The following is a 19,872-nucleotide window of genomic DNA, read 5'->3' as shown; positions in this document are numbered from 1 at the left end:
CGGCCGCTCACTGGCCGATCCAGGCGTTGAAGCGTTCGGTCAGCCGCTCGACGTTGGCGACCCAGAATTCGGTGTCGAGTTCCAGCCCGACTTCCAGGTTGCCGGGCTCGGTCGGCATGATCGGCAGCACGGCGGGATCGACCAGCGCCGCGGCCTCCTTGGCGGTCACGCCGTAGGGCACCTTGGGCGGCAGGTCCTTCTGGCGCGCCGGGTCGCTCATGAAGGCGATCAGGTCCATGCCCGCTTCCCGGTTCGGGCTGTCGCGCAGGATCACCCAGCTGTCCACGGCATAGACGCCGCCCGGCCAGACGATCCTGAAGTCGCGGTTGTCGCTCTTGTTGGCCGCCGTCACGCGGGCATTGTAGGCGCTGGTCATCGCGACCTCGCCCGACGCCAGCAGTTGGAGCGGCTGGGCGCCGGCCTCCCACCAGACCATGTGCGGCTTGATCTGGTCGAGCTTCTTGAAGGCGCGGTCGACCCCGGCGTCGGTGCCGAGCACTTGGTAGACCTGCGACGGCTCGACCCCGTCGGCCATCAGGGCGAACTCGAGCGTGTATTTGGGGCCGCGGCGGAGTCCGCGCTTGCCGGGAAACTTCTGGACGTCCCAGAAGTCGGCCCAGCTCTTCGGCCCTTCCTTCATCTTGGCGCCGTCATAGGTGATCAGCGTGGTCCAGACGATGGCCCCCACTCCGCAGTCGTGGACCGCGGCGGGAATGAACTTGTCGCGCCCGCCCAAGGCCGCCCAGTCCAACTCCTCGAACAGCCCTTCCTCGCAGCCCAGCACCAGTTCCTCGGCCTCGACCTGGACGACGTCCCAGTCGGCGTTGCCGCCCTCGACCTTGGCGCGGAGCGCGCCCACTCCCCCGTTCCAGCTGTCCTCGACCAGCTTGGTCCCGGTCTGCTTCATGAAGGGCTGGAAATAGACCTCGCGTTGCGCGTCCTGGTAGGAGCCACCCCAGGAGGTGACGGTGAGATCGCGGGCCTGGGCACCGCCCATCGCCGAGGCCATCAGAAGCGCACCGAAAAGCAGGCTGGTCTTGCATCCCATCATCGTCACCCTGTTCCTGTTTTATGATTTATCCCGAGTTTTCATCACCTTGTCCGGCGTGTCCAGAGTATCCATCGTCGAAGGAGGGGCCGACATGCGGAGTCACGCCTTCCGGCGCCGCCGGGTATAGAGTTTCAGTTCGGCCACCGACACCACGCCGAGGGCGACGCCCGCCGCCGCGTAGGCGGCCATCCCGGCCCCGACCAGCAGTCCCAAGGCCAGCGAGCGCGTTCCCAGGTCCGGCGCGGCCAGCATGCCGGCGAGCCCCCATTGCGCCGCCAGGAGCGCCCCCGCCATCGCCAGGGCCGCCAGCAACTGCCGCGGCACCCGCCGCCGGAGCCGCGAGTCGAGCACCAGGAACCCCCGCCGGAACAGCAGCACCGCCAGCAGGGCGCAGTTGACCCAGGACGCCGCCGAGGTCGCGAGCGCCAGGCCCACCTGGGACAGCGGCTGCATCAGCGCCAGCTTCAGGGCGACGTTGACGGTGACGACGACAAGGGCGATCTTGACCGGCGTCTTCGTATCCTCGCGCGCATAGAAGCCCGGCAGCAGGCTTCGGATCAGCACGAAGGCCGGCAGCCCCAGGGCGTAGGCCATCAGCGTCGCCGACGTCGCCCGCGCATCGGCGGCCTGGAACGCTCCCCGTTCGAACAGCACCGAGATGATCGGGAAGCCCGCGGCGAGGAAGGCGGCCGTGGCCGGCAGGGTGAACAGCAGCGACAGCTCGATCGCGCGGTTCTGGCTGTCGCTGGCGGCCGCCATGTTGCCGCCCTTCAGCGCGCGGGACAGTTCCGGCAGCAGCACCGTCCCGACCGCGATCCCGATCACGCCCAGGGGCAGCTGGTTGATCCGGTCGGCATAGTAAAGATAGGACACGGCGCCGGTCGGCAGCAGCGAGGCGATCAGCGTGTCGATGAACAGGTTGATCTGGGTGACGCCCGCGCCCAGCGCCGCCGGCCCCAGCACCGTCAGGAACCGCCTGACGCCCGGCGTCAGCCGCGGCCAGGGCAGCCTCAACGACATGCCGGCGCGCCGGCAGTCCCACGCCAGGTACAGGAACTGCGCTACGCCGGCGGCGAGCACCCCCCAGGCCAGCGCGTGGCCCGGGGTCGGCAGCAGCGGCGTCAGTCCGACCAGCGCCCCGATCAGGCAGAGATTGAGCAGGATCGGCGCCGCCGCCGCCGCGCCGAACCGCTCGATGCTGTTCAGCACGGCGCCCATCAGCGACACGAGCGAGATGAACAGCAGGTAGGGAAAGGTGATGCGGGTGAACAACACCGCCAGATCGTATTTCATCGGCTCGTCCGCGAAGCCGGGTGCGAAGACGACCATGAACCAGGGCATGATCAGCTCGAACGCCAGCAGCAGGACAAGCTGCGCGACCAGCAGGAAGGCAAGCACCTGCTCGGCGAAGATCCGGGCCTGCGACCGGCCCTGCCCGACCAGGAAGGAGGAGAACATCGGCACGAAGGCGGCGTTGAACGCGCCTTCGGCGAACAGGGCACGGAAATGGTTGGGCAGCCGGAACGCCACGAAGAAGGCGTCCGCGACCGGCCCCGCACCCAGCAGGGCCGCGGTCAGGATATCCCGGACGAAGCCGAGGACGCGGCTGGCGAGCGTCAGGCCGCCGACGGAAAGGATCTTGCGGAACACGGTGGAGTGGCCTTGCGCCTGGAGCGGAACGGGGAAGGATCAGACCGGGTCGAGCGCCCTGCAGTCCTCGACGGCCCAGCGGACTGAAACCTCGTGACCCGCCTGGAATGTCTGGGCGTCATCGGCGAAGGGGACTTTGACCATGAAATCGTCATTGTCCGCAACCGCCAGCCGAAGCCTTAGATGGTCGCCGAGATAGATGCGCTCCAGGACGCGGGCGCCCAGCCGGTTCTCCCGCCCGGTGGCGGGACCGTCCGAAGCTCCGCGGTCCAGGACGATCCGTTCGGGCCGGATGGACAGGGTGGTCGGCTGCCCGGCCCGGTCCACCGACACGGCGGTCGCCAGGACGTTTTCGCCGGTCGGCAGTTCGACGCTGCACCTGCCGCCCGAGATATCCCGGACGACGCCCGTCAGCCGGTTGTTCTCCCCGATGAAGTTGGCGACGAAGCTGTTGCAGGGCTGCTGGTACAGCCGGTCCGGCAGGTCGATCTGCTGGATCATGCCGTGGTTGAACACGGCGATCCTGTCCGACATGGTCAGGGCTTCGGTCTGGTCGTGGGTGACATAGACCACGGTGACGCCGAGCGACTGGTGGATATGCTTGATCTCCAGCTGCATATGCTCGCGCAGCTGCTTGTCCAGGGCTCCCAGCGGCTCATCCATCAATACCAGCTGAGGGTCGAAGACGAGGGCGCGGGCCAGCGCCACCCGCTGCTGCTGGCCCCCGGACAGCTCCGCCGGCCGGCGGGCGCCGAACTTCTCCAGGTGGACCATGCGGAGCGCCCTGGCGACCCGCTCCTCTATCTCCGCGCGGGGCCTCTTCCGGACCGACAGCGGGAAGGCCAGGTTCTCGGCCACCGTCATGTGGGGGAATAGCGCATAATTCTGGAACACCATGCCGATGTCCCGCTTATGCGGCGGGAGACCCGCGATCGACCGGCCGGCCAGCCTGATGTCTCCCGACGTGGGCACCTCGAACCCGGCCAGCATCATCAGCGACGTGGTCTTGCCGGAACCCGACGGCCCCAGAAGGGTCAGGAACTCGCCGCGGCTTATGTCCAGGTTGAGGTTTTTGACGACCAGCGTCTCGCCGTCATAGGTCTTCCTGACGTCCTTGAATTCGACATGGGACTGGAAGTCGGCAGGGGAAGCGACGGTGGCGCCGGAGAGGTCTGTCTGGGTCATGGCTGCAGGATATCGCAAATCAAGGCCCCGGCCAGCCCCCGAGTGGGCCGGGAGTTTCTGTCCGCCATGATATTGATGCGATTAGGGGATACGCGGGACGATAGCGGGCAACTCCGATGGACGCGGATCATTCATCCGTTTTTTGCGTTCGTGAATGGTACCAGGGTTGATAGAGTGCCGAGGCTCAACACATGAGAACCGAAGGTACTCCGCCTGCGAAATTCCGGTACCGGGCGGCGTTGGGTAATCCTTTTGATAGAACATGCCATGATCAATAACCGCTTCGGTCTTCGCGAAGAGCCATTCACGATTACGCCCGCCACGCGTTTCACCTACGCGTCGCAGGAGCATGAGGAAGCTTTCAACGGCTTCACCCTTGCCGTGGTGGCTCGGCGCCGGGTCATGGCTCTCTATGGAGAGACCGGGTCGGGCAAGACGACCCTGCTGCAGGCCCTGCTGGATCAGCTTGAATCGGAAGGCACGATGGTGCTGGCGATCGCCGCCAGGCCTGGCATGACGGTGGAGGACCTGATCCAGCAGGCCGGCGGCGAACTGTTCCTGGACGAGAACGGCGGCAAGCCCCTGTCCGACATGGACGCCTTGATCGAGCGCCTCGAGCAGCGGCTGGAGGAGGCTGGCACCGGCGTCCTGATCGTGGACGAGGCGCAGGAACTCGATGTCGGCGTGCTGTACGACCTGGTCGAGATGGCGGCATCGGACACCGAGACCGGCCGCTTCCTGCAGGTGCTGCTGGCCGGCACGCCCGACCTGGAGCGCATGCTGGCGGAACCCGGCCTGGAAGACACCATACGCCGCCTCGGCGTGACGTACCATCTGCCGCCGCTGGAACGGGATCAGGTCGAGTCCTATATCCAGGAGCGCCTCGGCGCCGCCGGCGCGATCAGGGACGACATCTTCGAACCGGCGGCGATCGAGGCCATCGCCCACTATTCCGGCGGCCTGCTGCAACTGGTCAACACGCTGGCGGACGTCGCCGTGAGCGGCGCCTCCCGTGCCGGCGAGCGGACGATCACGCGCGCCCGGGTCGAGCAGGTGGCGCGGGACCTCGGCCTGCAGCCGGCCCATGAACTTCAGCCCGTCCAGCCGGCGGGTCGGATCCAGACGGAGGTGCAGGAACCGGTCGCCCGCATCCGGCCGTCTCCCCCGCCGCCCGCTCCGCCCCAATTCGCGCCGACCCAGTTCACGCCGGCGCCGCCCACGCCGCCGCGCGCCGCTCCGCCGCCAGACCCGTTCGGCCGCGCCCCCCGTCATCCCGTCCAGCCGCCCCCGCCGTACGAGGCGGAAGAGGCTCCGATCCCGGTCCACCGGCCCTCCGCCCGCAGGTCGGAGCCGGTCCGCGACGCTTATCCCCCTTGGGACGAGACCGAACAGCGGACGCCTCCCCCATTGCGCCGCAGCGCGGCCGCTCCGCTGAGCGCATCGGCATACGCGCACGAGCGTCCGGAACTGGCCTACCGGCGCAGACGCTGGCCGCAGGTCGCCGCGAGCGTGGTGGCCCTGCTGGCCGGGGCGGGTATCGCCGCGGCGCTGCTGGAGCCCCAGGCCGTCCAGCGCCTCTATGCCCGGGCGACCGGCGACCAAGTCCCCTGGAGTTCCGAGCCGCCGCCCTCCGAAACCGCCGCCCTGACACCGGAGACGGATTGGGAATCCCGGCCGCCCGTCCCGGTGGCACCTCCCCCGGTTGCCCAGCCGGCCCAGCCGCCGACCGCGGCGGCACCTCCGCTCCCGGCGCCCGAGCCCGAACCGGAACCTGCCGCGGCGACGCCCCCGGCACCGCCTGCGCCGGCACCGGCCCTCTCCGCCGAAGCCGCCAACGAGCAGCGCGTCACCGATCTGGTGAACCAGGCGAACAGGTATGTCGAGCAGCGGCTGCTGACCACGCCGCCGGGCGGCAACGCCTTCGAGGTCTATCAGCAGATCGTCCAGATCGCCCCGCAGGATCCCCGCGCGGCGACGATCCTGGCGACCATCAAGGACACCTACCGGCGCTGGGGTGCCACCGCTGAGGAGCGGGGGCAGTTCGACAACGCGGCCAGCTTCTATCGCCGCGGCCTGACGGTCGACCCGACCGACCAGACCCTGCAGGCGCATCTCCGGGAGTTGGACGCCAAGCGGCAGGCCGCCGTCGCCGCGGAAGCCGCCTCCCAGCCGGCGACGCCGGCCGCCGGGACCGCAGCCGCCCCGCCGCAGCCGGCCCCCGACCAGATCCTGCGCCTGCCGCCGGACTATGACGAGGGGGCGGAGCGTGCCGGTGCCGCCTCAGACCTGCCGCCGGCGGCACCCAACCGTTTCGTGACCCGCGAGGACATGCTCCAGGCCTTCCAGCAGCCCGCGGTGCTGGAGGCGGTCATCCAGGCCGGCCGCGACATCGACTACGAACTGCCCGACGGCAAGACCGCCCTGATGCTCGCGTCGGAACAGGGCAACGCCCAGGCCGTCCGCCGGCTGCTCAGTGCCGGTGCCGCTCCCAACGCGCGCAGCCGCAACGGGGGCACAGCCCTGATGTATGCCGCCTCGATCGGCAACAACGCCATCGTGCGTGCCCTGATCCAGGCCGGCGGTTCGGTCAACTCCATGAACGTGGAGGGCAAGACCGCCCTGATGGCCGCCGCGTCGCGCGGGCAGGTCGAAACCGTCCGCATCCTGCTGGAGAACGGCGCCAATATCGGCACCACCAGCATCCACGGCCGCAATGCGCTGAGCTACGCGCAGGAAGGCGGCCATCGCGCGGTGGTCGACCTGCTGAACTCCTTCGATCCCCAGGCGAGTTCGCGGCGTTCCGCCCTCGACAACCAAGTCGGACAACTGAACTGATCATCATGAAACTGCATCGCATCGGCGCCGCCCTGGCGGCGCTATTCGCGCTGGCCGGGTGCGAGGATTACGGCCGGGTCACCCAGACCCAGGTCGACCCCGCCTACAATCCGGACGAGCTGGGCTATGCCGGCGGCCGGAACGCCACGCTGACCACCCTGATCTACGGCAATCCGAGCGACGTCGGCGCGGCACAGTTCGCGAGCCAGGTCCTGGCCTCGATGAACCGCGTCCAGGTCGGCGCCAGCCTGAAGTTCGCCCAGGACGCTGGCCCCGGCGGCCAGGACCTGTACAAGGTCGTGATGGTGTTCAACCCGGTGAACCAGGTGGTCGACGCGGAACTCTGCGCCGCCCAGATCCCGCCGTCGCAGCCCTTCGACGAGGACGTGACCGTGCGGGCCGCCTATTGCCGGGGCGGACGCCCGCTGACCGGCGCCATCGGCACGATCGAGGCGGAGGATGCCTCGAAGCCCGACCGCATGGACCGGTTCATCCGGGACCTGACCTTCACCCTGTTCCCGCTGACCAAGGGCTCGTAAGGTTACCTCGCGGCCTCCACCAGGGCCACCAGGCCGGCGAGCAGGTCGATCGGGCGCGGCGGGCAGCCGGGGATGTGCAGGTCGACCGGAACCACCGCGCCGACCCCTCCCACGATACCGTAGCTGCCCTTGAAGAGGCCGCCGTCCAGGGCGCATCCGCCGACCGCGACGACCCATTTCGGATCGGGCGTGGCATCCCAGGTGCGGAACAGGGCGTCCCGCATGTTGGCGGTCACCGGTCCGGTCACCATCAGCACGTCCGCATGCCGGGGGGAGGCGACGAATCGCATCCCGAAGCGCTCCAGGTCGTAGATCACATTGTTGAGCGCGTGGATCTCCAGTTCGCAGCCGTTGCACGACCCGGCGTCCACCTGGCGGATCGACAGGCTCCGGCCCAGCCGCGTCCGGGACGCCCGGTCCAGGCGGCCCGCCAGCTCCTCGATGCCGTCCTCGGCGGGAGCCGGCCCCTTCATCGTGACGGGCCCGCGGAGCAGGTTCCGGGCGATTGTCTTCAGCATGGCGTCGTCCTACAGGTCGTGCCCCGAATAGGAACAGTTGAAGCTCTTGTTGCACAGCGGGAAGTCGGCGACGATGTTGCCCTCGATCGCTGCCTCCAGCAGCGGCCACTGGAACCAGGACGGGTCGCGCGGATGGCACCGGGTGACGATGCCGTCCTCGCGCACCGCGACCCAGGTCATGATCTCGCCCCGGAAGCTCTCCACCAGCGCCATTCCCTGCCCCGCGGCGGCGGGAACCGGCGCGTGGACCGGCCCTTCCGGCAGGCGGTCGAGGATCTGGGAAACCAGGCCCAGGCTCGCCTCGACCTCGCGGATCCGGATCCAGACCCGGGCGTTGACGTCGCCGTCGATGAACACGGGCACGTCGAACTCCAGCTCGCCGTAGGGCGCGTAGCCGGGGCTGCGCCGGGCGTCGTGCGCCCGGCCGGACGCCCGCCCGACATGGCCCCCGGCACCGAACCGGCGGACCAGGTCTTTCGCCACGCGCCCGGTCGAGACCGTCCGGTCCTGGAGCGAGGCCTTCGCGTCGTAGGTATGGATCAGGGGCGGAAAGGCCTCCCGCAGGTCGGCCACCAGCCTCGACAATGCCTGTCTTCCGTCCTCCGCCAGATCGACCGCCACCCCGCCCGGGATCACCCGGTCCATCATGAGGCGGTGGCCGAAGCAGGCGTCGGCCGCCCTCAGCACCTTCTCCCGCAACTGCCCGCACTCCGCCAGCATGTAGGCGAAGGCGGCGTCGTTGCAGATCGCCCCGATGTCGCCGAGATGGTTGGCGAGCCGCTCCAGTTCGGCCATCAGCGCCCGCAGCCAGACCGCCCGCGCCGGAACCGTGGCGCCCGTGGCCGACTCGACGGCCCGCGCGAAGGCATAGGAGTGCGCGACCGTGCTGTCGCCCGACACCCGGGCCGAGAGCTTGGCGACCTCGGCGACCGAGCGACCGCCCATCAGCCATTCGGTCCCCTTGTGGACATAGCCCAGCCGCTGCTCCAACCGGACCACCGTCTCGCCGTTGCAGGTGAAGCGGAAATGGCCCGGCTCGATGATGCCGGCATGGACGGGTCCGACCGGGATCTGGTGCAGGCCCGGCCCCTCGACCGGCAGGAAGGGATAGGGTTCGGGATGGCCCAGCGGATCGGGCGGGTCCGCAGAGAGCGGCAGCCGGATCGGCCAGGAGTCATGGTCCAGCCAGGGACGCGGATCCACCAGCGACTCGGCCGTGACGCCGAACAGGTCCTGTGCCGCGCGCTCCAGCCGGATCGCTCCGGGCCGGGCTCCGCCGACCGACGGGAACCGTCCCTCCGGACAGGCCAGCGAAACCACGGCGAGCGTCCCCGGACCCTCGTCGCGCAAGGCCATGTGCACGACGCCGGTATCCGCCCAGAGCCCCACCAGGGACCAGTCCGGCTGGTCCGCCAGGGTCGCGACCAGCGCGCTCCAGGCTTCGCGGTCCAGGTCGAAGCGCGGGAACGGCCGGTGGTTCCCGGCGCGGGTCCCGATCGAGTCGAGATGGTCGAGCATGCGGTCCTCCCTCCCCTCAGCCGAGCAGCCGGGCGACGGCCTGGAACCACTCGACCAGCGGCTCGGGCAGCCAGACCCCCGCGACCAGCACCAGGACCAGATGAAGCGCCATCGGGAACGCGCTGGACGCCGCCGGCGCCGTCGATCCGGTCGGCTCGCCGAAGGCCAGCGACTGCAGCCGCAGGATCAGCGCGCCGAAGGCGACGACGATGCCGGCGACCAGCGGCAGGGCCAGGAACGGCTCCTGGGCGAAGACGGTGGTCACCAGCAGGAACTCGCTGAGGAAGATGCCGAACGGCGGCAGCCCGGCGATCGCCAGCACGCCGGCGACCAGCCCCCAGCCGATCACCGGGTGGCTCGCGGTCAGTCCCCGGATCTCGGAGATCTGCTGGGTGCCCTTCACCTGGGTCGCCAGGCCCACGGCGACGAAAATCGCCGACTTGGTCAGGCTGTGCATCGTCATGTGCAGCAGCCCGGCGAAGTTCGCGATCGGACCGCCGAACCCGAAGGCGAAGGTTATGATCCCCATATGCTCGATCGAGCTGTAGGCGAACAGCCGTTTGATGTCCCGCCGGCGGTACAGCATGAAGGCGGCCAGCAGCAGCGAGGCCAGTCCCATGACCATCATCAGCGGCCCGGGCGCCAGCGACTGCCCGTTCGCCGTCATCAGCATCTTGAAGCGCAGCACCGCGTAGAGCGCCACGTTCAGCAGCAGCCCGGACAGCACGGCGGAGATCGGCGTCGGCCCCTCCGCATGGGCGTCGGGCAGCCAGGCATGCAGGGGCGCCAGCCCCACCTTGGTGCCGTAGCCGATCAGGATGAAGACGAAGGCGAGGTTGAGCAGGTCCGGGCTGACCCGGTGGATCTCCAGCATCAGCGCCGACCAGGTCATCGCGGGCATGCCGCCGCCCATCACCGGCCGGGCGGCCAGGAAGATCAGGATCGTGCCGAACAGGGCGAGCGCGATGCCGACGCCGCACAGGATGAAGTATTTCCAAGCCGCCTCGATCGCCTCCGGCGTCCGGTACAGGCTGACCATCAGGACGGTGGTCAGGGTCGCCCCCTCGACCGCCACCCACAGCACGCCCAGATTGTTGGCGAGCAGGGCCAGCAGCATCGTGAAGACGAAGGCCTGGTACATGGCGTGGTAGAAGCGGACGAACAGCGGGCTCAACCGTCCCGTCCCGATCTCGTACTCGATGTAGGTGGCGCTGAACAGGGCCGTAGTGAAACCGACGAAGGCCGTCAGGGCCACCAGGTAGATGTTGAAATCGTCGACCAGGAACAGCGCCGTGCTTTCCGGCCGGTCGGCGAACAGGCTGAGCGACGCGACGAGGGTCAGTCCGGAGGCGAGCGAGTTCAGCCGGGACGCCAACTTGTGGTCCGCCACGGCGGCCAGGACGAGTCCCGCCAGGAACGGCAGCGCCAGGATGACGTGGACTGGATTGACCGGAAGCTCGATCACCGGCGCTCACCGCGGAAATTCTCCAAGGTGTGCAGGTCGAGGGTGTCGAACCGCTCCCGGATATGGAAGAAGAAGATGCCGAAGATGATGAAGGCGACCATCACCGCGAAGGCAACCAGCATCTCGACGATCAGGGGCATTCCCTCGACGCCGATGGCGGCCAGGATCAGCCCGTTCTCCAGCGACATGAAGCCCACGACCTGCCCGATCGCGTTGCGCCGGGTGATCATGGTCAGCAGCCCCAGCAGGACCACCGACAGCGCCAGGGCGAGGTCCTCGCGGGTCAGCGCCGTCACGTCGGCGGTGACCGGCAGGACGAGCAGGATCGACAGCGTCACGAGGCTGACGCCCGCGATCATGGTCGGCCCTACGCCCAGCGCGGTATCGACCGTCCGGCGTATGTTCAGCCGGTCGATCACGCGGTGCAGCGCCACAGGGATCGCGATCGCCTTCATGCTCAGCGCCAGGAGCGCCGTGATGTAGAGGTGGGGGGCGTCCTGGATGTAGCCCTGCCATGCGGCCGCTGCCGCCAGCACCACCGATTGCAGGGCGAACGCCTGGATGATCGCGAACAGCCGGCGCTGATAGAGCAGCGCGAAGCTCATCAGAAGCACGACCGCGCCGAGCATATGGGCTATGTCATAATGGATCCCGGGCATGCCGGCGCCTCACAATCCGGTCGAAACATAGAGGAAGATGGCGCCCAGCAGGCTGAGCAGCAGCGCACCGCCGAGGAACTCGCCATATCGGAAGACGCGCATCTTGGCGACGCCGGTCTCGAACAGCGCCAGCAGGACCGCGCCGGACGCCAGCTTCAGCACGAACGTCACCAGCCCGATCGCGAGGTCGAGCGGCCCCTCCCCCGGTTCGGAAATCCCCCAGGGGAGGAAGATGCAGGCGATCAGCGCCATGTAGAGCACCAGCTTCAGCATGCTGGCGGCCTCGATCAGGGCCAGGTGCCGGCCGGAATATTCCAGCACCATGGCCTCGTGGACCATGGTCAGTTCCAGGTGGGTCGCGGGATTGTCCACGGGGATCCGGGCGTTCTCGGCGATCGCGACCATCAGAAGGGAGATCAGGGCCAGCCCCAGGGAGACCCGCAGCCCGACGCCTCCCGCCAGCATGAAATCCACGATCAGCGAGAGCGACGTGGTCCGCACCAGGATCGCGATGGAGAAGATCACCATCAGCATGGCCGGCTCGGCCAGCGTCGCGATCATCATCTCGCGCGACGACCCCAATCCGCCGAAACTCGTCCCCACGTCCATCCCGGCCAGCGCCAGGAAGAACCGTGCGCTCGCCAGCAGGGCGACCAGGGCTATCAAGTCGGCGGTCGCGGTCAGGGCCAGGGCCGTGGTGAAGGTCGGCACCAGTGCCGCCGCCAGCCAGATCGCGGTGAATACCAGGTAGGGCGTCACCCGGAACAGCCAGGACGCGTTCTCCGCCAGGACGACGTCCTTCCGCAGCAGCCTCGACAGGTCGCGGTAGGGCTGGACCAGCGGCGGCCCGCGGCGACCGAGCAGACGGGCCTTGAGGACGCGCACCAGGCCGGTCAGCCCCGGGGCGAGGGCCAGCACCAGGAGCATCTGGACGACCTGGAAAATTCCGGCGAGCAGCGCCTGGACGAAGATCATTGCGACACCGCCACCATGACCAGCAGCAGCACCAGGGCGAAGAACATCAGCGACAGGTACTGTCGGATGGTCAGGAACTGCAGGCCGTCGATGCGGTCCGCCAGCCAGCCGACCAGCCGGACCACGGGCGTGAACAGCCTGTCCCACGCGGGGTCGCGCATCTCCAGGGTGAAGCGCGCGGGCCGCGTCTCGCCCGGTGCCGGCATATCGACGGTCTCGCGCGCGCCGAAGATCTGGCCGGCGAAGACCCGCCGCAGCGGCTGGGCGAAGCTGCTGGCCGAATACTGGCCGAGCGGCGCCGGATCGGTGAAGCCGCAGGCCCACGGGATCGAGCGGCGCACCCGGTTGGAGGCGTAGCGGTGGATCATGAAGACGGCCAGGATGGTCAGGATCAGGATGGTCATGAACATCATGAAGCCGCTGTAGCTGTTGCCGAAGGCGCTGGCCGGCGCCAGCCAGACCCAGCCTCCGTGCCCGCCGGCGTCGAACATGCCCTCGCCGGTGGTCAGCCGGTTGGCCGGCTCGATCATCGCGATGGCCAGTTTCGGCAAAACCCCGACCACGACGCACAGCACGGCGGGCACCGCGATCGCAGACAGCATGACGGCATCCACTTCGCGCGCCTGCGCGGCCCCCGGCGAGCGGGCGCGGCCCAGGAAGGCGATGCCGTAGAAGCGCACGAAACAGGCGGCGGCCAGCGCCGCGGACAGGGCCAGCAGCGCGCCGATCACCGCGAAGCCGATCTTCAGTTCCCACTGTTCGAGCAGCGGGCCGTTCAGCACCGCCTGGAACAGCATCCACTCCGCCACGAAACCGTTGAGCGGCGGCAGGGCGGAGATCGCGGCCGCCCCGACGAGGCAGAACAGCGCCGTCGCCGGCATGCGGTGGATCAGTCCGCCGAGCCGGTCGAGGTCGCGCTCCCCCGTCGCGGTCAGCACCGCGCCGGCGCCGAAGAACAGGATGGACTTGAACAGCCCGTGGTTCAGCACGTGCAGCATGGCGGCGGTCATGGCCAGCGCGGCCAGCGCCGGCACCCCGGAGGACTTGAAGACCAGCGCCAGCCCCAGCCCGATCACGATGACGCCGATATTCTCGACCGTCGAATAGGCCAGCAGCTTCTTCACGTCGTCCTGCATCAGCGCGTAGAGCACGCCGGCCACGGCGGTGACCGCGCCCAGCACCGCCAGCACGGCGCCCCACCACCACAGCGGTTCCCCGACCAGATCGAACAGCACGCGGATCAGGCCGTAGATCGCGACCTTGGTCATGACTCCGCTCATCAGCGCGGAGATGTGGCTCGGCGCCGCCGGATGGGCCAGCGGCAACCAGACATGGAGGGGAACGAGGCCGGCCTTCGACCCGGCGCCCAGGAGCACCAGCAGGGCAGCGACGCTGGCCGGCACCGCCCCCGGCGGATGGGCGCGGATCGCCTCGAAGCCGTAGCCGCCGGCCTGCCCGGCCAGGATGCCGAACGCGAGCAGCAGGCAGGCCGTGCCGAAGCTGGCCATCACCAGATAGACATAGGCGGCGCGGCGCGTCTCCTCCTCCCGGTGACTCGCCAGGACGAGCAGCCAGGACGACAGGGACATGAACTCCCAGGCCATCAGGAAGACGAAGGCGTCGTCCGCGACCAGCACGAGGTTCATCCCGGCGATGAACAGGGGGAAGAAAGGCAGCACGCGGCCCGGCTCCGCCTCGTGCCGGGCATAGCTCCAGCCGAACACGGCGGACAGGCAGCCGACCAGGTTCACCGCCAGCAGGAACACGGCGGAAAGCGCGTCGAGGCGCAGGTTCGCGCGCAGCCAGGGCAGCCCGACCGGCAGGGCCAGGATTTCCACGTCCGTCCCGTCACCGGCAAGGCGGACCAGCACCGTCAGCGCCGCGGCGCCGCAGACCAGCGCCATGCCGCCATGGACGACCTCGTGGGCACGACCCAGCCAGGACCGCGCCATTCCCACGATGCCCAGGAGCAGCATGGCCGCGATGCACAGACTAATGGACGCCAAGACCGGGAACCGCCTGAGAAAGCATGGATTGAAACCACCGGGGGTATTCGGATGAGCGCGAGACTTATAACATGCGGTCGCGCCCCGGAGGCAAACATCCCTTCGGCCGGTCGGGATATCGGGGGTGCGACAAAGCGTGCCGGGGCCGGAGGCACGAAAAGGCCGGCCCCCGCTGACGCGCGGGCCGGAGGTTTTCAGTCAGGGAGGAAACGCACCACCGTGCGTTCGTGACGTCAGGATCGCGCCGTTCCGGTCAAGAATCGGTTAAATCCCGGCCCCGAAGACGGGGGTTGTCGAGTTTGCCGCAGGACTCGCTCCGGGAAGGGCCACAGCCGATCCCCGCAGGATCATCCCGCGCATGAATTCATTCCACACAAGGTTAATGTGCCGTTAACCAAGACCCGGATATGCCTTGGGCTGGATAAGGTCCCTAGCCTTGGGCCGCCTCTACAGGGTATAGGGGGTGGCACCCGACCTTCGGTTTTCACTGCAGCCGTGCCTTCGCCACATGATCAGCATCAGCAAACGTATCGCAGACGAACTCTCAGCCCGGGAAGCCCAGGTCGACGCAGCCATCGCGCTGCTGGACGAAGGCTCCACCGTCCCGTTCATCGCGCGGTACCGCAAGGAAGCCACGGGCGGTCTCGACGACACCCAGCTCCGAACCCTGGAAGAGCGCCTGCGCTATCTGCGCGAGCTGGAGGAGCGCCGGGCGGCGATCCTGTCCAGCGTCGCCGAGCAGGGCAAGCTCACGGACGAGTTGAAGGCCCAGCTTGAGGAAGCCGATACCAAGACCCGGCTTGAAGACCTCTACCTGCCCTACCGGCCGAAGCGCCGCACCAAGGCCATGATCGCCCGCGAGGCCGGCCTGGAGCCGCTGGCGCTGGGCCTGCTGGAGAACCCGGTCGTGGCGCCGGAAGCCGCGGCGACCGCCTTCGTCGATCTCGAGAAGGGCGTGCCCGACGTCAAGTCGGCGCTGGAAGGTGCGCGCCACATCCTGGTGGAGCGGTTCGGCGAGGATGCCGAGCTGGTCGGCCGGCTGCGCGCCTATGTCGCGGAGCAGGGCCGCGTCGTCTCCGGCGTGGTCGAGGCGAAGCGCGACGAAGGGGCGAAGTTCTCCGACTATTTCGAATTCTCGGAACCGTTGAAGCAGATCCCGTCCCACCGGGCGCTCGCGATGTTCCGCGGTCGGACCCAGGGCGTGCTGGACCTCAAGATCGAGGTCGGCGACCCCGCGACCGACCTTCAGCACCCCTGCGAGGCCATGATCGCCCGCCACCTCGGCATCCAGGACGCCGGCCGCGCGGCCGACAAATGGCTGCTGGAGACGGTGCGCTGGGCCTGGAAGACCAAGATCGGCCTGCATGTCGAGTTGGACCTGCTGGGCGACCTGCGCGACCGGGCGGAGGACGACGCGATCCGCGTCTTCGCCCGCAACCTGCACGACCTGCTGCTGGCGGCACCCGCCGGCCCGCGCGCGACCATCGGGCTCGACCCGGGCATCCGGACGGGCGTCAAGGTCGCCGTCGTGGACGCCACCGGCAAGGTGGTGGAGACGACGACGGTCTATCCGCACCAGCCGAAGAACGACTGGGACGGCTCCATCGCCGTGCTGGCCGCCCTGGCGATCCGCCACAAGATCGAGCTGGTCAGCATCGGCAACGGCACCGCCAGCCGCGAGACCGACAAGCTGGTCACCGACCTGATGAAGCGCCATCCGGAGCTGAACCTCTCCAAGCTGGTCGTCTCCGAAGCCGGCGCCTCGGTCTACTCGGCCTCCGAAGTGGCGGCGCTGGAATTCCCCAACCTCGACGTGTCGCTGCGCGGTGCCGTGTCGATCGCCCGCCGGCTCCAGGACCCGTTGGCCGAACTGGTCAAGATCGAGCCGAAGTCGATCGGCGTCGGGCAGTACCAGCATGACGTCGGCGCCTCCAAGCTGGCCCGCAGCCTGGACGCCGTGGTCGAGGACTGCGTGAACGCGGTCGGCGTCGACCTCAACACCGCCTCGGTGCCGCTGCTGGCCCGGGTCTCCGGCCTGTCGGAGAGCGTGGCCCGCAACATCGTCGAGTTCCGGGATCGCAACGGCGCCTTCCGCACGCGCAAGCAGCTGAACGACGTGGCCCGCCTTGGGCCGAAGGCGTTCGAGCAGGCCGCCGGCTTCCTGCGCATCGCCAACGGCGACGATCCGCTGGACGCCTCCGCCGTCCACCCCGAGGCCTATCCGGTGGTCGAGCGCATCCTCGCCCAGGCCGGCAAGCCGCTGAACCAGCTGATCGGCGACGCGCCGTTCCTGCGCTCGCTCAGCCCGGAGGAGTTCACCGACGACAAGTTCGGCCTGCCGACCGTGAAGGACATCATCGCCGAGCTGGAGAAGCCCGGCCGCGACCCGCGTCCGGAGTTCCGCGCCGCCGTCTTCAAGGAGGGCGTCAACGAGCTGAAGGACCTGGAGCCGGGCATGGTGCTGGAAGGCGCCGTGACCAACGTGACGGCGTTCGGCGCCTTCGTCGATATCGGGGTCCACCAGGACGGCCTCGTCCATATCTCCCAGCTCGCCAACAAGTTCGTCAAGGACCCCCACACGGTGGTCAAGGCGGGCGACGTGGTGAAGGTCAAGGTCCTGGAGGTCGACCTCAAGCGGAAGCGCATCGCGCTGACCATGCGTCTGGAGGAACCGGCGGCGAAGCCGGCGGGCCGCCCGGAACGGACCGAACGGACGGAGCGTCCGCCCGAGTCCCGGCCGGCCCAGGGCCAGAAGCGGAGCGACCAGCCGCGGGAGCGGCGGCCGGCCCATGGCGGCCCGAACGGCGGCGGTGCCGGCGGTGGCGGCAAGCGTCCCGACCGGACGGAGAAGCGCCCGCAGCGCGAGCCGGCGGTCATGTCGGCCGGTCCCGCCCTCGGCGGCGCCCTGGCCGAAGCCTTCGCCCGGGCCCAGGCTGCCAAGCAGAAGCAGTGAAGCGCAGGCGGGGTTCCCTCCGGAACTCCGCCCCGGCCCCCGGACTCAGTCTCAGTCGAAGTCGAGGCCGACGTCGAAGTTGGTGACGCTGTGGGTCAGCCAGCCGACCGAGATCATGTCGACCCCGGTTTCCGCCACGGCGCGGACCGTATCGGCATTGATGTTGCCGGAAGCCTCGGTCAGCATGCGGCCCTCCACCATCCGCACCGCCTCGCGCAGCTGTCCCGGGGTCATGTTGTCGAGCAGCACCGCGTCGACGCCCAGCGGCAGCAGTTCCGCGAGTTGCGCCAGCGTATCCACCTCCACCTCGATCTTGACCATGTGGCCGAGCCCGGCACGGGCCCGGGCCACGGCGGCCCGGATGCCGCCGGCGGCGACCAGATGGTTGTCCTTGATCAGGACGGCGTCATCCAGCCCGAAGCGGTGGTTGCTTCCGCCGCCCTGGCGGACGGCCTCCTTCTCCAGCGCCCGCAATCCGGGCGTCGTCTTCCGCGTGCAGGTGATCCGCGCCTTGCATCCTTCGACCGCCTGGACCAGCGAGCGCGTGGCCGTCGCGATGCCGCACATCCGGCCGAGCAGGTTCAGCGCCGTGCGTTCGGCCGACAGGATCGGACGCGCCGCCCCGGCGACCACGGCCAGCGTGTCACCCGGCAGCACGTCGCTGCCGTCGGGCGCCTGGACTTCCACCGACAGGCCAGGATCGAGCAGGCTGAAGGCGGAGAGGGAAACCGTCAGTCCGGCGACCCGGCCGGGACGGCGGGCGACCAGCCGGGCGCGTGCGGTCGCCTCGGCCGGGACCACGGTATCGGTCGTCAGGTCTCCGGCACGCCCCAGGTCCTCCAGCAGGGCGGCCCGGACGAGGGGTTCATAGACCAGCGGGTACGGCATGGCGGGCCTCCTTCGGGGGCTGGCGGCAATCAGGCTGGAGAGCGTCGAACCGGCCGAGATCGGCCAGGGTGAGGAAGCTCCGGCGCCGGAGCGCCTCGGAAGCCTGGGGGAAGTCGGCGCGGAAATGGGCGCCCCGGCTTTCCTGCCGCAGGCTCGCCGCATGGGTGACCAAGCGGGCGACCAGCAGCAGGTTCCTCATCTCGCCCCAGGCGACGGTCTCCTCGAAACCGGCCGGACCGCCGGAGATCCGGTCGAACTCCGCCTGGAGATCGCGGATACGGGCGAGCCCATCGGCCAGCCCCGCGGCATCGCGGGACAGGCCGACCCGGTCGTACATCGTGCACCGCAGGCGGTGGCGCAGCAGGGCGAGAGCGGCCTCGGACCCGCCGGGAACCTCGGGAAGCGAGGGCACCGCGACCGGCGGAGGCGGCCTGCCCGGACGGGTGGCCGAAATGGACCGCGCGACCCGGTCCCCGAACACGAGCGCCTCCAGCAGCGAGTTGCTGGCCAGCCGGTTCGCCCCGTGGACTCCGGTATCGGCGGTTTCGCCGCAGGCATGGAGACCCGCGATGCTGGTCCTGCCCGCCACGTCGGTCGCCACGCCGCCCATGTGGTAGTGGGCGGCCGGCGCGACCGGGACCGGCTCGCGCCCGGGATCGAGCCCGGCTTCGGCGCACAGGCCCAGCACGGTCGGGAAATGGTCCGGCTCGCGATCCAGCACGGCGCGCAGGTCAAGGGTGACCCGCTCGCCCGCGGCGATGCGGCGCCAGACCGCGCGGGCGACGATGTCGCGCGGTGCCAGTTCGGCGTCGGGGTGCTCGGCCACCATGAAGCGCCGGCCGGCTCCGTCGAGCAGCACGGCCCCCGCCCCGCGCAGGGCCTCGGTCAGCAGCGGCAGCGGCCGGCCGGAGCCGTCCCCGACGGCGAGCGCCGTGGGGTGGAACTGCACGAACTCCAGGTCGCCGAGCCGCGCCCCGGCCCGCGCGGCCATGGCGAGCCCGTCGCCGGTATTCTCGACCGGGTTGGTGGTGTGCAGATAGACGCTTCCGATGCCCCCGGTCGCCAGCACCACGTTTTCAGCGCGATGGAGGACCCAGCCCTCCTCCGCGTGACAGGCGAGCACGCCCTGGACCCGCCCGTCGCGGACGACGAGTTCGTGGGCGAAGGCCCGGGTCATGACGGCGACCGACGGCGTCCGCCGGACCCGGGCCGCCAACTCGTCGACCACGACGCGCCCGGTCGCGTCGCCGCCGGCATGGACGATCCGGGCGCGGCCGTGGGCCGCCTCCCGGCCGAGCCTCGGCGTCCCGTCCGCCGCCCGGTCGAACGGCATGCCGGACGCCAGCAGGCGGCGCACCTGATCTGCCCCCTCGGCGGCGAGCAGGCGGGCCATCAGCGCGTCGGTGATGCCGGCCCCTGCCATCATGGTGTCGGCGGCATGCTCGTCGGGATCGTCACCCGGGCCGATCGCCGCTGCGATGCCGCCTTGGGCATAGGGGCTCGACCCGCCGGCCAGTTGGCCGGTCTTCGTCAGCAGCGTGACCGGCCGGGGGGAGAGGCGCAGGGCGGCGGTCAGCCCGGCCAGGCCGGAACCGACCACCACCGTCCCGGCATCGCGGATGCTTGCCAT

General features: G+C 69.6%; 14 protein-coding genes. 3 read left to right on the top strand and 11 right to left on the bottom strand.

Annotated elements, in window-relative coordinates:
• Positions 1-7: 7 nt before the first annotated feature.
• The 3 genes from JL101_RS07180 to JL101_RS07170 all read right to left on the bottom strand — a co-directional run bounded on the left by JL101_RS07180 (position 8) and on the right by JL101_RS07170 (position 3,886).
• On the bottom strand, positions 8-1,051 hold the full coding sequence (locus JL101_RS07180; RefSeq protein WP_323374715.1) for an ABC transporter substrate-binding protein: 1,044 nt from the start codon (positions 1,049-1,051) through the stop codon (positions 8-10).
• 99 nt (positions 1,052-1,150) lie between these two features.
• The gene (murJ, locus tag JL101_RS07175) at positions 1,151-2,701 is read right to left on the bottom strand and encodes a murein biosynthesis integral membrane protein MurJ (RefSeq protein ID WP_203101188.1); all 1,551 of its coding nucleotides are present in this window, start codon (positions 2,699-2,701) and stop codon (positions 1,151-1,153) included.
• Positions 2,702-2,740: 39 nt separating this feature from the next.
• The gene (locus tag JL101_RS07170; RefSeq protein ID WP_203101186.1) at positions 2,741-3,886 is read right to left on the bottom strand and encodes an ABC transporter ATP-binding protein; all 1,146 of its coding nucleotides are present in this window, start codon (positions 3,884-3,886) and stop codon (positions 2,741-2,743) included.
• A 267-nt stretch (positions 3,887-4,153) separates the two neighbouring features.
• On the opposite strand from JL101_RS07170, the gene JL101_RS07165 reads away from it, so the two are divergent.
• Both JL101_RS07165 and JL101_RS07160 read left to right on the top strand, forming a co-directional pair.
• Complete coding sequence (locus tag JL101_RS07165; protein ID WP_203101184.1) at positions 4,154-6,721, top strand: ankyrin repeat domain-containing protein; 2,568 nt, start codon at positions 4,154-4,156, stop codon at positions 6,719-6,721.
• A gap of 5 nt (positions 6,722-6,726) precedes the next feature.
• Positions 6,727-7,260, top strand: coding sequence for a hypothetical protein (locus tag JL101_RS07160; RefSeq protein ID WP_203101182.1), 534 nt, complete (start codon positions 6,727-6,729; stop codon positions 7,258-7,260).
• A gap of 2 nt (positions 7,261-7,262) precedes the next feature.
• On the opposite strand, the gene JL101_RS07155 is transcribed toward JL101_RS07160, so the two are convergent.
• Genes JL101_RS07155 through hyfB form a run of 6 tightly spaced genes read right to left on the bottom strand, consistent with a single transcriptional unit; the run spans position 7,263 to position 14,401 of the window.
• Positions 7,263-7,778, bottom strand: coding sequence for an NADH-quinone oxidoreductase subunit B family protein (locus JL101_RS07155; protein WP_203101180.1), 516 nt, complete (start codon positions 7,776-7,778; stop codon positions 7,263-7,265).
• Between the two features lie 9 nt (positions 7,779-7,787).
• Positions 7,788-9,296 carry a hydrogenase large subunit gene (locus JL101_RS07150; RefSeq protein ID WP_203101178.1) on the bottom strand — a complete coding sequence of 503 codons (1,509 nt, stop codon included), beginning with the start codon at positions 9,294-9,296 and terminating at the stop codon, positions 7,788-7,790.
• A gap of 16 nt (positions 9,297-9,312) precedes the next feature.
• Positions 9,313-10,761 (bottom strand): hydrogenase 4 subunit F, encoded by a 1,449-nt coding sequence (locus JL101_RS07145; RefSeq protein WP_228435330.1) that lies wholly within the window; start codon positions 10,759-10,761, stop codon positions 9,313-9,315.
• Positions 10,758-11,420, bottom strand: a complete 663-nt coding sequence (locus JL101_RS07140) for a hydrogenase-4 component E (RefSeq protein WP_203101176.1) — start codon at positions 11,418-11,420, stop codon at positions 10,758-10,760. The genes JL101_RS07145 and JL101_RS07140 overlap by 4 nt, the downstream gene beginning before the upstream one ends.
• A gap of 9 nt (positions 11,421-11,429) precedes the next feature.
• Positions 11,430-12,395, bottom strand: a complete 966-nt coding sequence (locus JL101_RS07135) for a respiratory chain complex I subunit 1 family protein (protein WP_203101174.1) — start codon at positions 12,393-12,395, stop codon at positions 11,430-11,432.
• Complete coding sequence (gene hyfB, locus JL101_RS07130) at positions 12,392-14,401, bottom strand: hydrogenase 4 subunit B (RefSeq protein ID WP_228435329.1); 2,010 nt, start codon at positions 14,399-14,401, stop codon at positions 12,392-12,394. Before hyfB ends, JL101_RS07135 begins: the two co-directional genes overlap by 4 nt.
• Positions 14,402-14,909: 508 nt before the next feature.
• Here hyfB and JL101_RS07125 point away from each other — a divergent pair.
• Positions 14,910-17,354, top strand: a complete 2,445-nt coding sequence (locus JL101_RS07125; protein ID WP_203101172.1) for a Tex family protein — start codon at positions 14,910-14,912, stop codon at positions 17,352-17,354.
• 51 nt (positions 17,355-17,405) lie between these two features.
• On the opposite strand, the gene nadC is transcribed toward JL101_RS07125, so the two are convergent.
• Both nadC and JL101_RS07115 read right to left on the bottom strand, forming a co-directional pair.
• Complete coding sequence (gene nadC / locus JL101_RS07120; RefSeq protein WP_203101170.1) at positions 17,406-18,242, bottom strand: carboxylating nicotinate-nucleotide diphosphorylase; 837 nt, start codon at positions 18,240-18,242, stop codon at positions 17,406-17,408.
• A complete protein-coding gene (locus JL101_RS07115; protein WP_203101168.1) occupies positions 18,220-19,872 on the bottom strand; it encodes an L-aspartate oxidase in 1,653 nt (550 codons plus the stop codon). The genes nadC and JL101_RS07115 overlap by 23 nt, the downstream gene beginning before the upstream one ends.

It is taken from the genome of Skermanella rosea (genome assembly GCF_016806835.2).
GTDB classification, from domain to species: domain Bacteria; phylum Pseudomonadota; class Alphaproteobacteria; order Azospirillales; family Azospirillaceae; genus Skermanella; species Skermanella rosea.
Note: the sequence above shows the minus strand (reverse complement) of the source record. Positions and strands in the feature narration are given on the sequence as shown.

Coding starts and splice junctions, on each gene's coding strand:
- JL101_RS07180 (WP_323374715.1), bottom strand. CDS start 1,051: ATGATGGGATGCAAGACCAGCCTGCTTTTCGGTGCGCTTCTGATGGCC.
- JL101_RS07170 (WP_203101186.1), bottom strand. CDS start 3,886: ATGACCCAGACAGACCTCTCCGGCGCCACCGTCGCTTCCCCTGCCGAC.
- JL101_RS07165 (WP_203101184.1), top strand. CDS start 4,154: ATGATCAATAACCGCTTCGGTCTTCGCGAAGAGCCATTCACGATTACG.
- JL101_RS07160 (WP_203101182.1), top strand. CDS start 6,727: ATGAAACTGCATCGCATCGGCGCCGCCCTGGCGGCGCTATTCGCGCTG.
- JL101_RS07155 (WP_203101180.1), bottom strand. CDS start 7,778: ATGCTGAAGACAATCGCCCGGAACCTGCTCCGCGGGCCCGTCACGATG.
- JL101_RS07150 (WP_203101178.1), bottom strand. CDS start 9,296: ATGCTCGACCATCTCGACTCGATCGGGACCCGCGCCGGGAACCACCGG.
- JL101_RS07140 (WP_203101176.1), bottom strand. CDS start 11,420: ATGCCCGGGATCCATTATGACATAGCCCATATGCTCGGCGCGGTCGTG.
- JL101_RS07135 (WP_203101174.1), bottom strand. CDS start 12,395: ATGATCTTCGTCCAGGCGCTGCTCGCCGGAATTTTCCAGGTCGTCCAG.
- JL101_RS07125 (WP_203101172.1), top strand. CDS start 14,910: ATGATCAGCATCAGCAAACGTATCGCAGACGAACTCTCAGCCCGGGAA.
- nadC (WP_203101170.1), bottom strand. CDS start 18,242: ATGCCGTACCCGCTGGTCTATGAACCCCTCGTCCGGGCCGCCCTGCTG.
- JL101_RS07115 (WP_203101168.1), bottom strand. CDS start 19,872: ATGGCAAGCATCCGCGATGCCGGGACGGTGGTGGTCGGTTCCGGCCTG.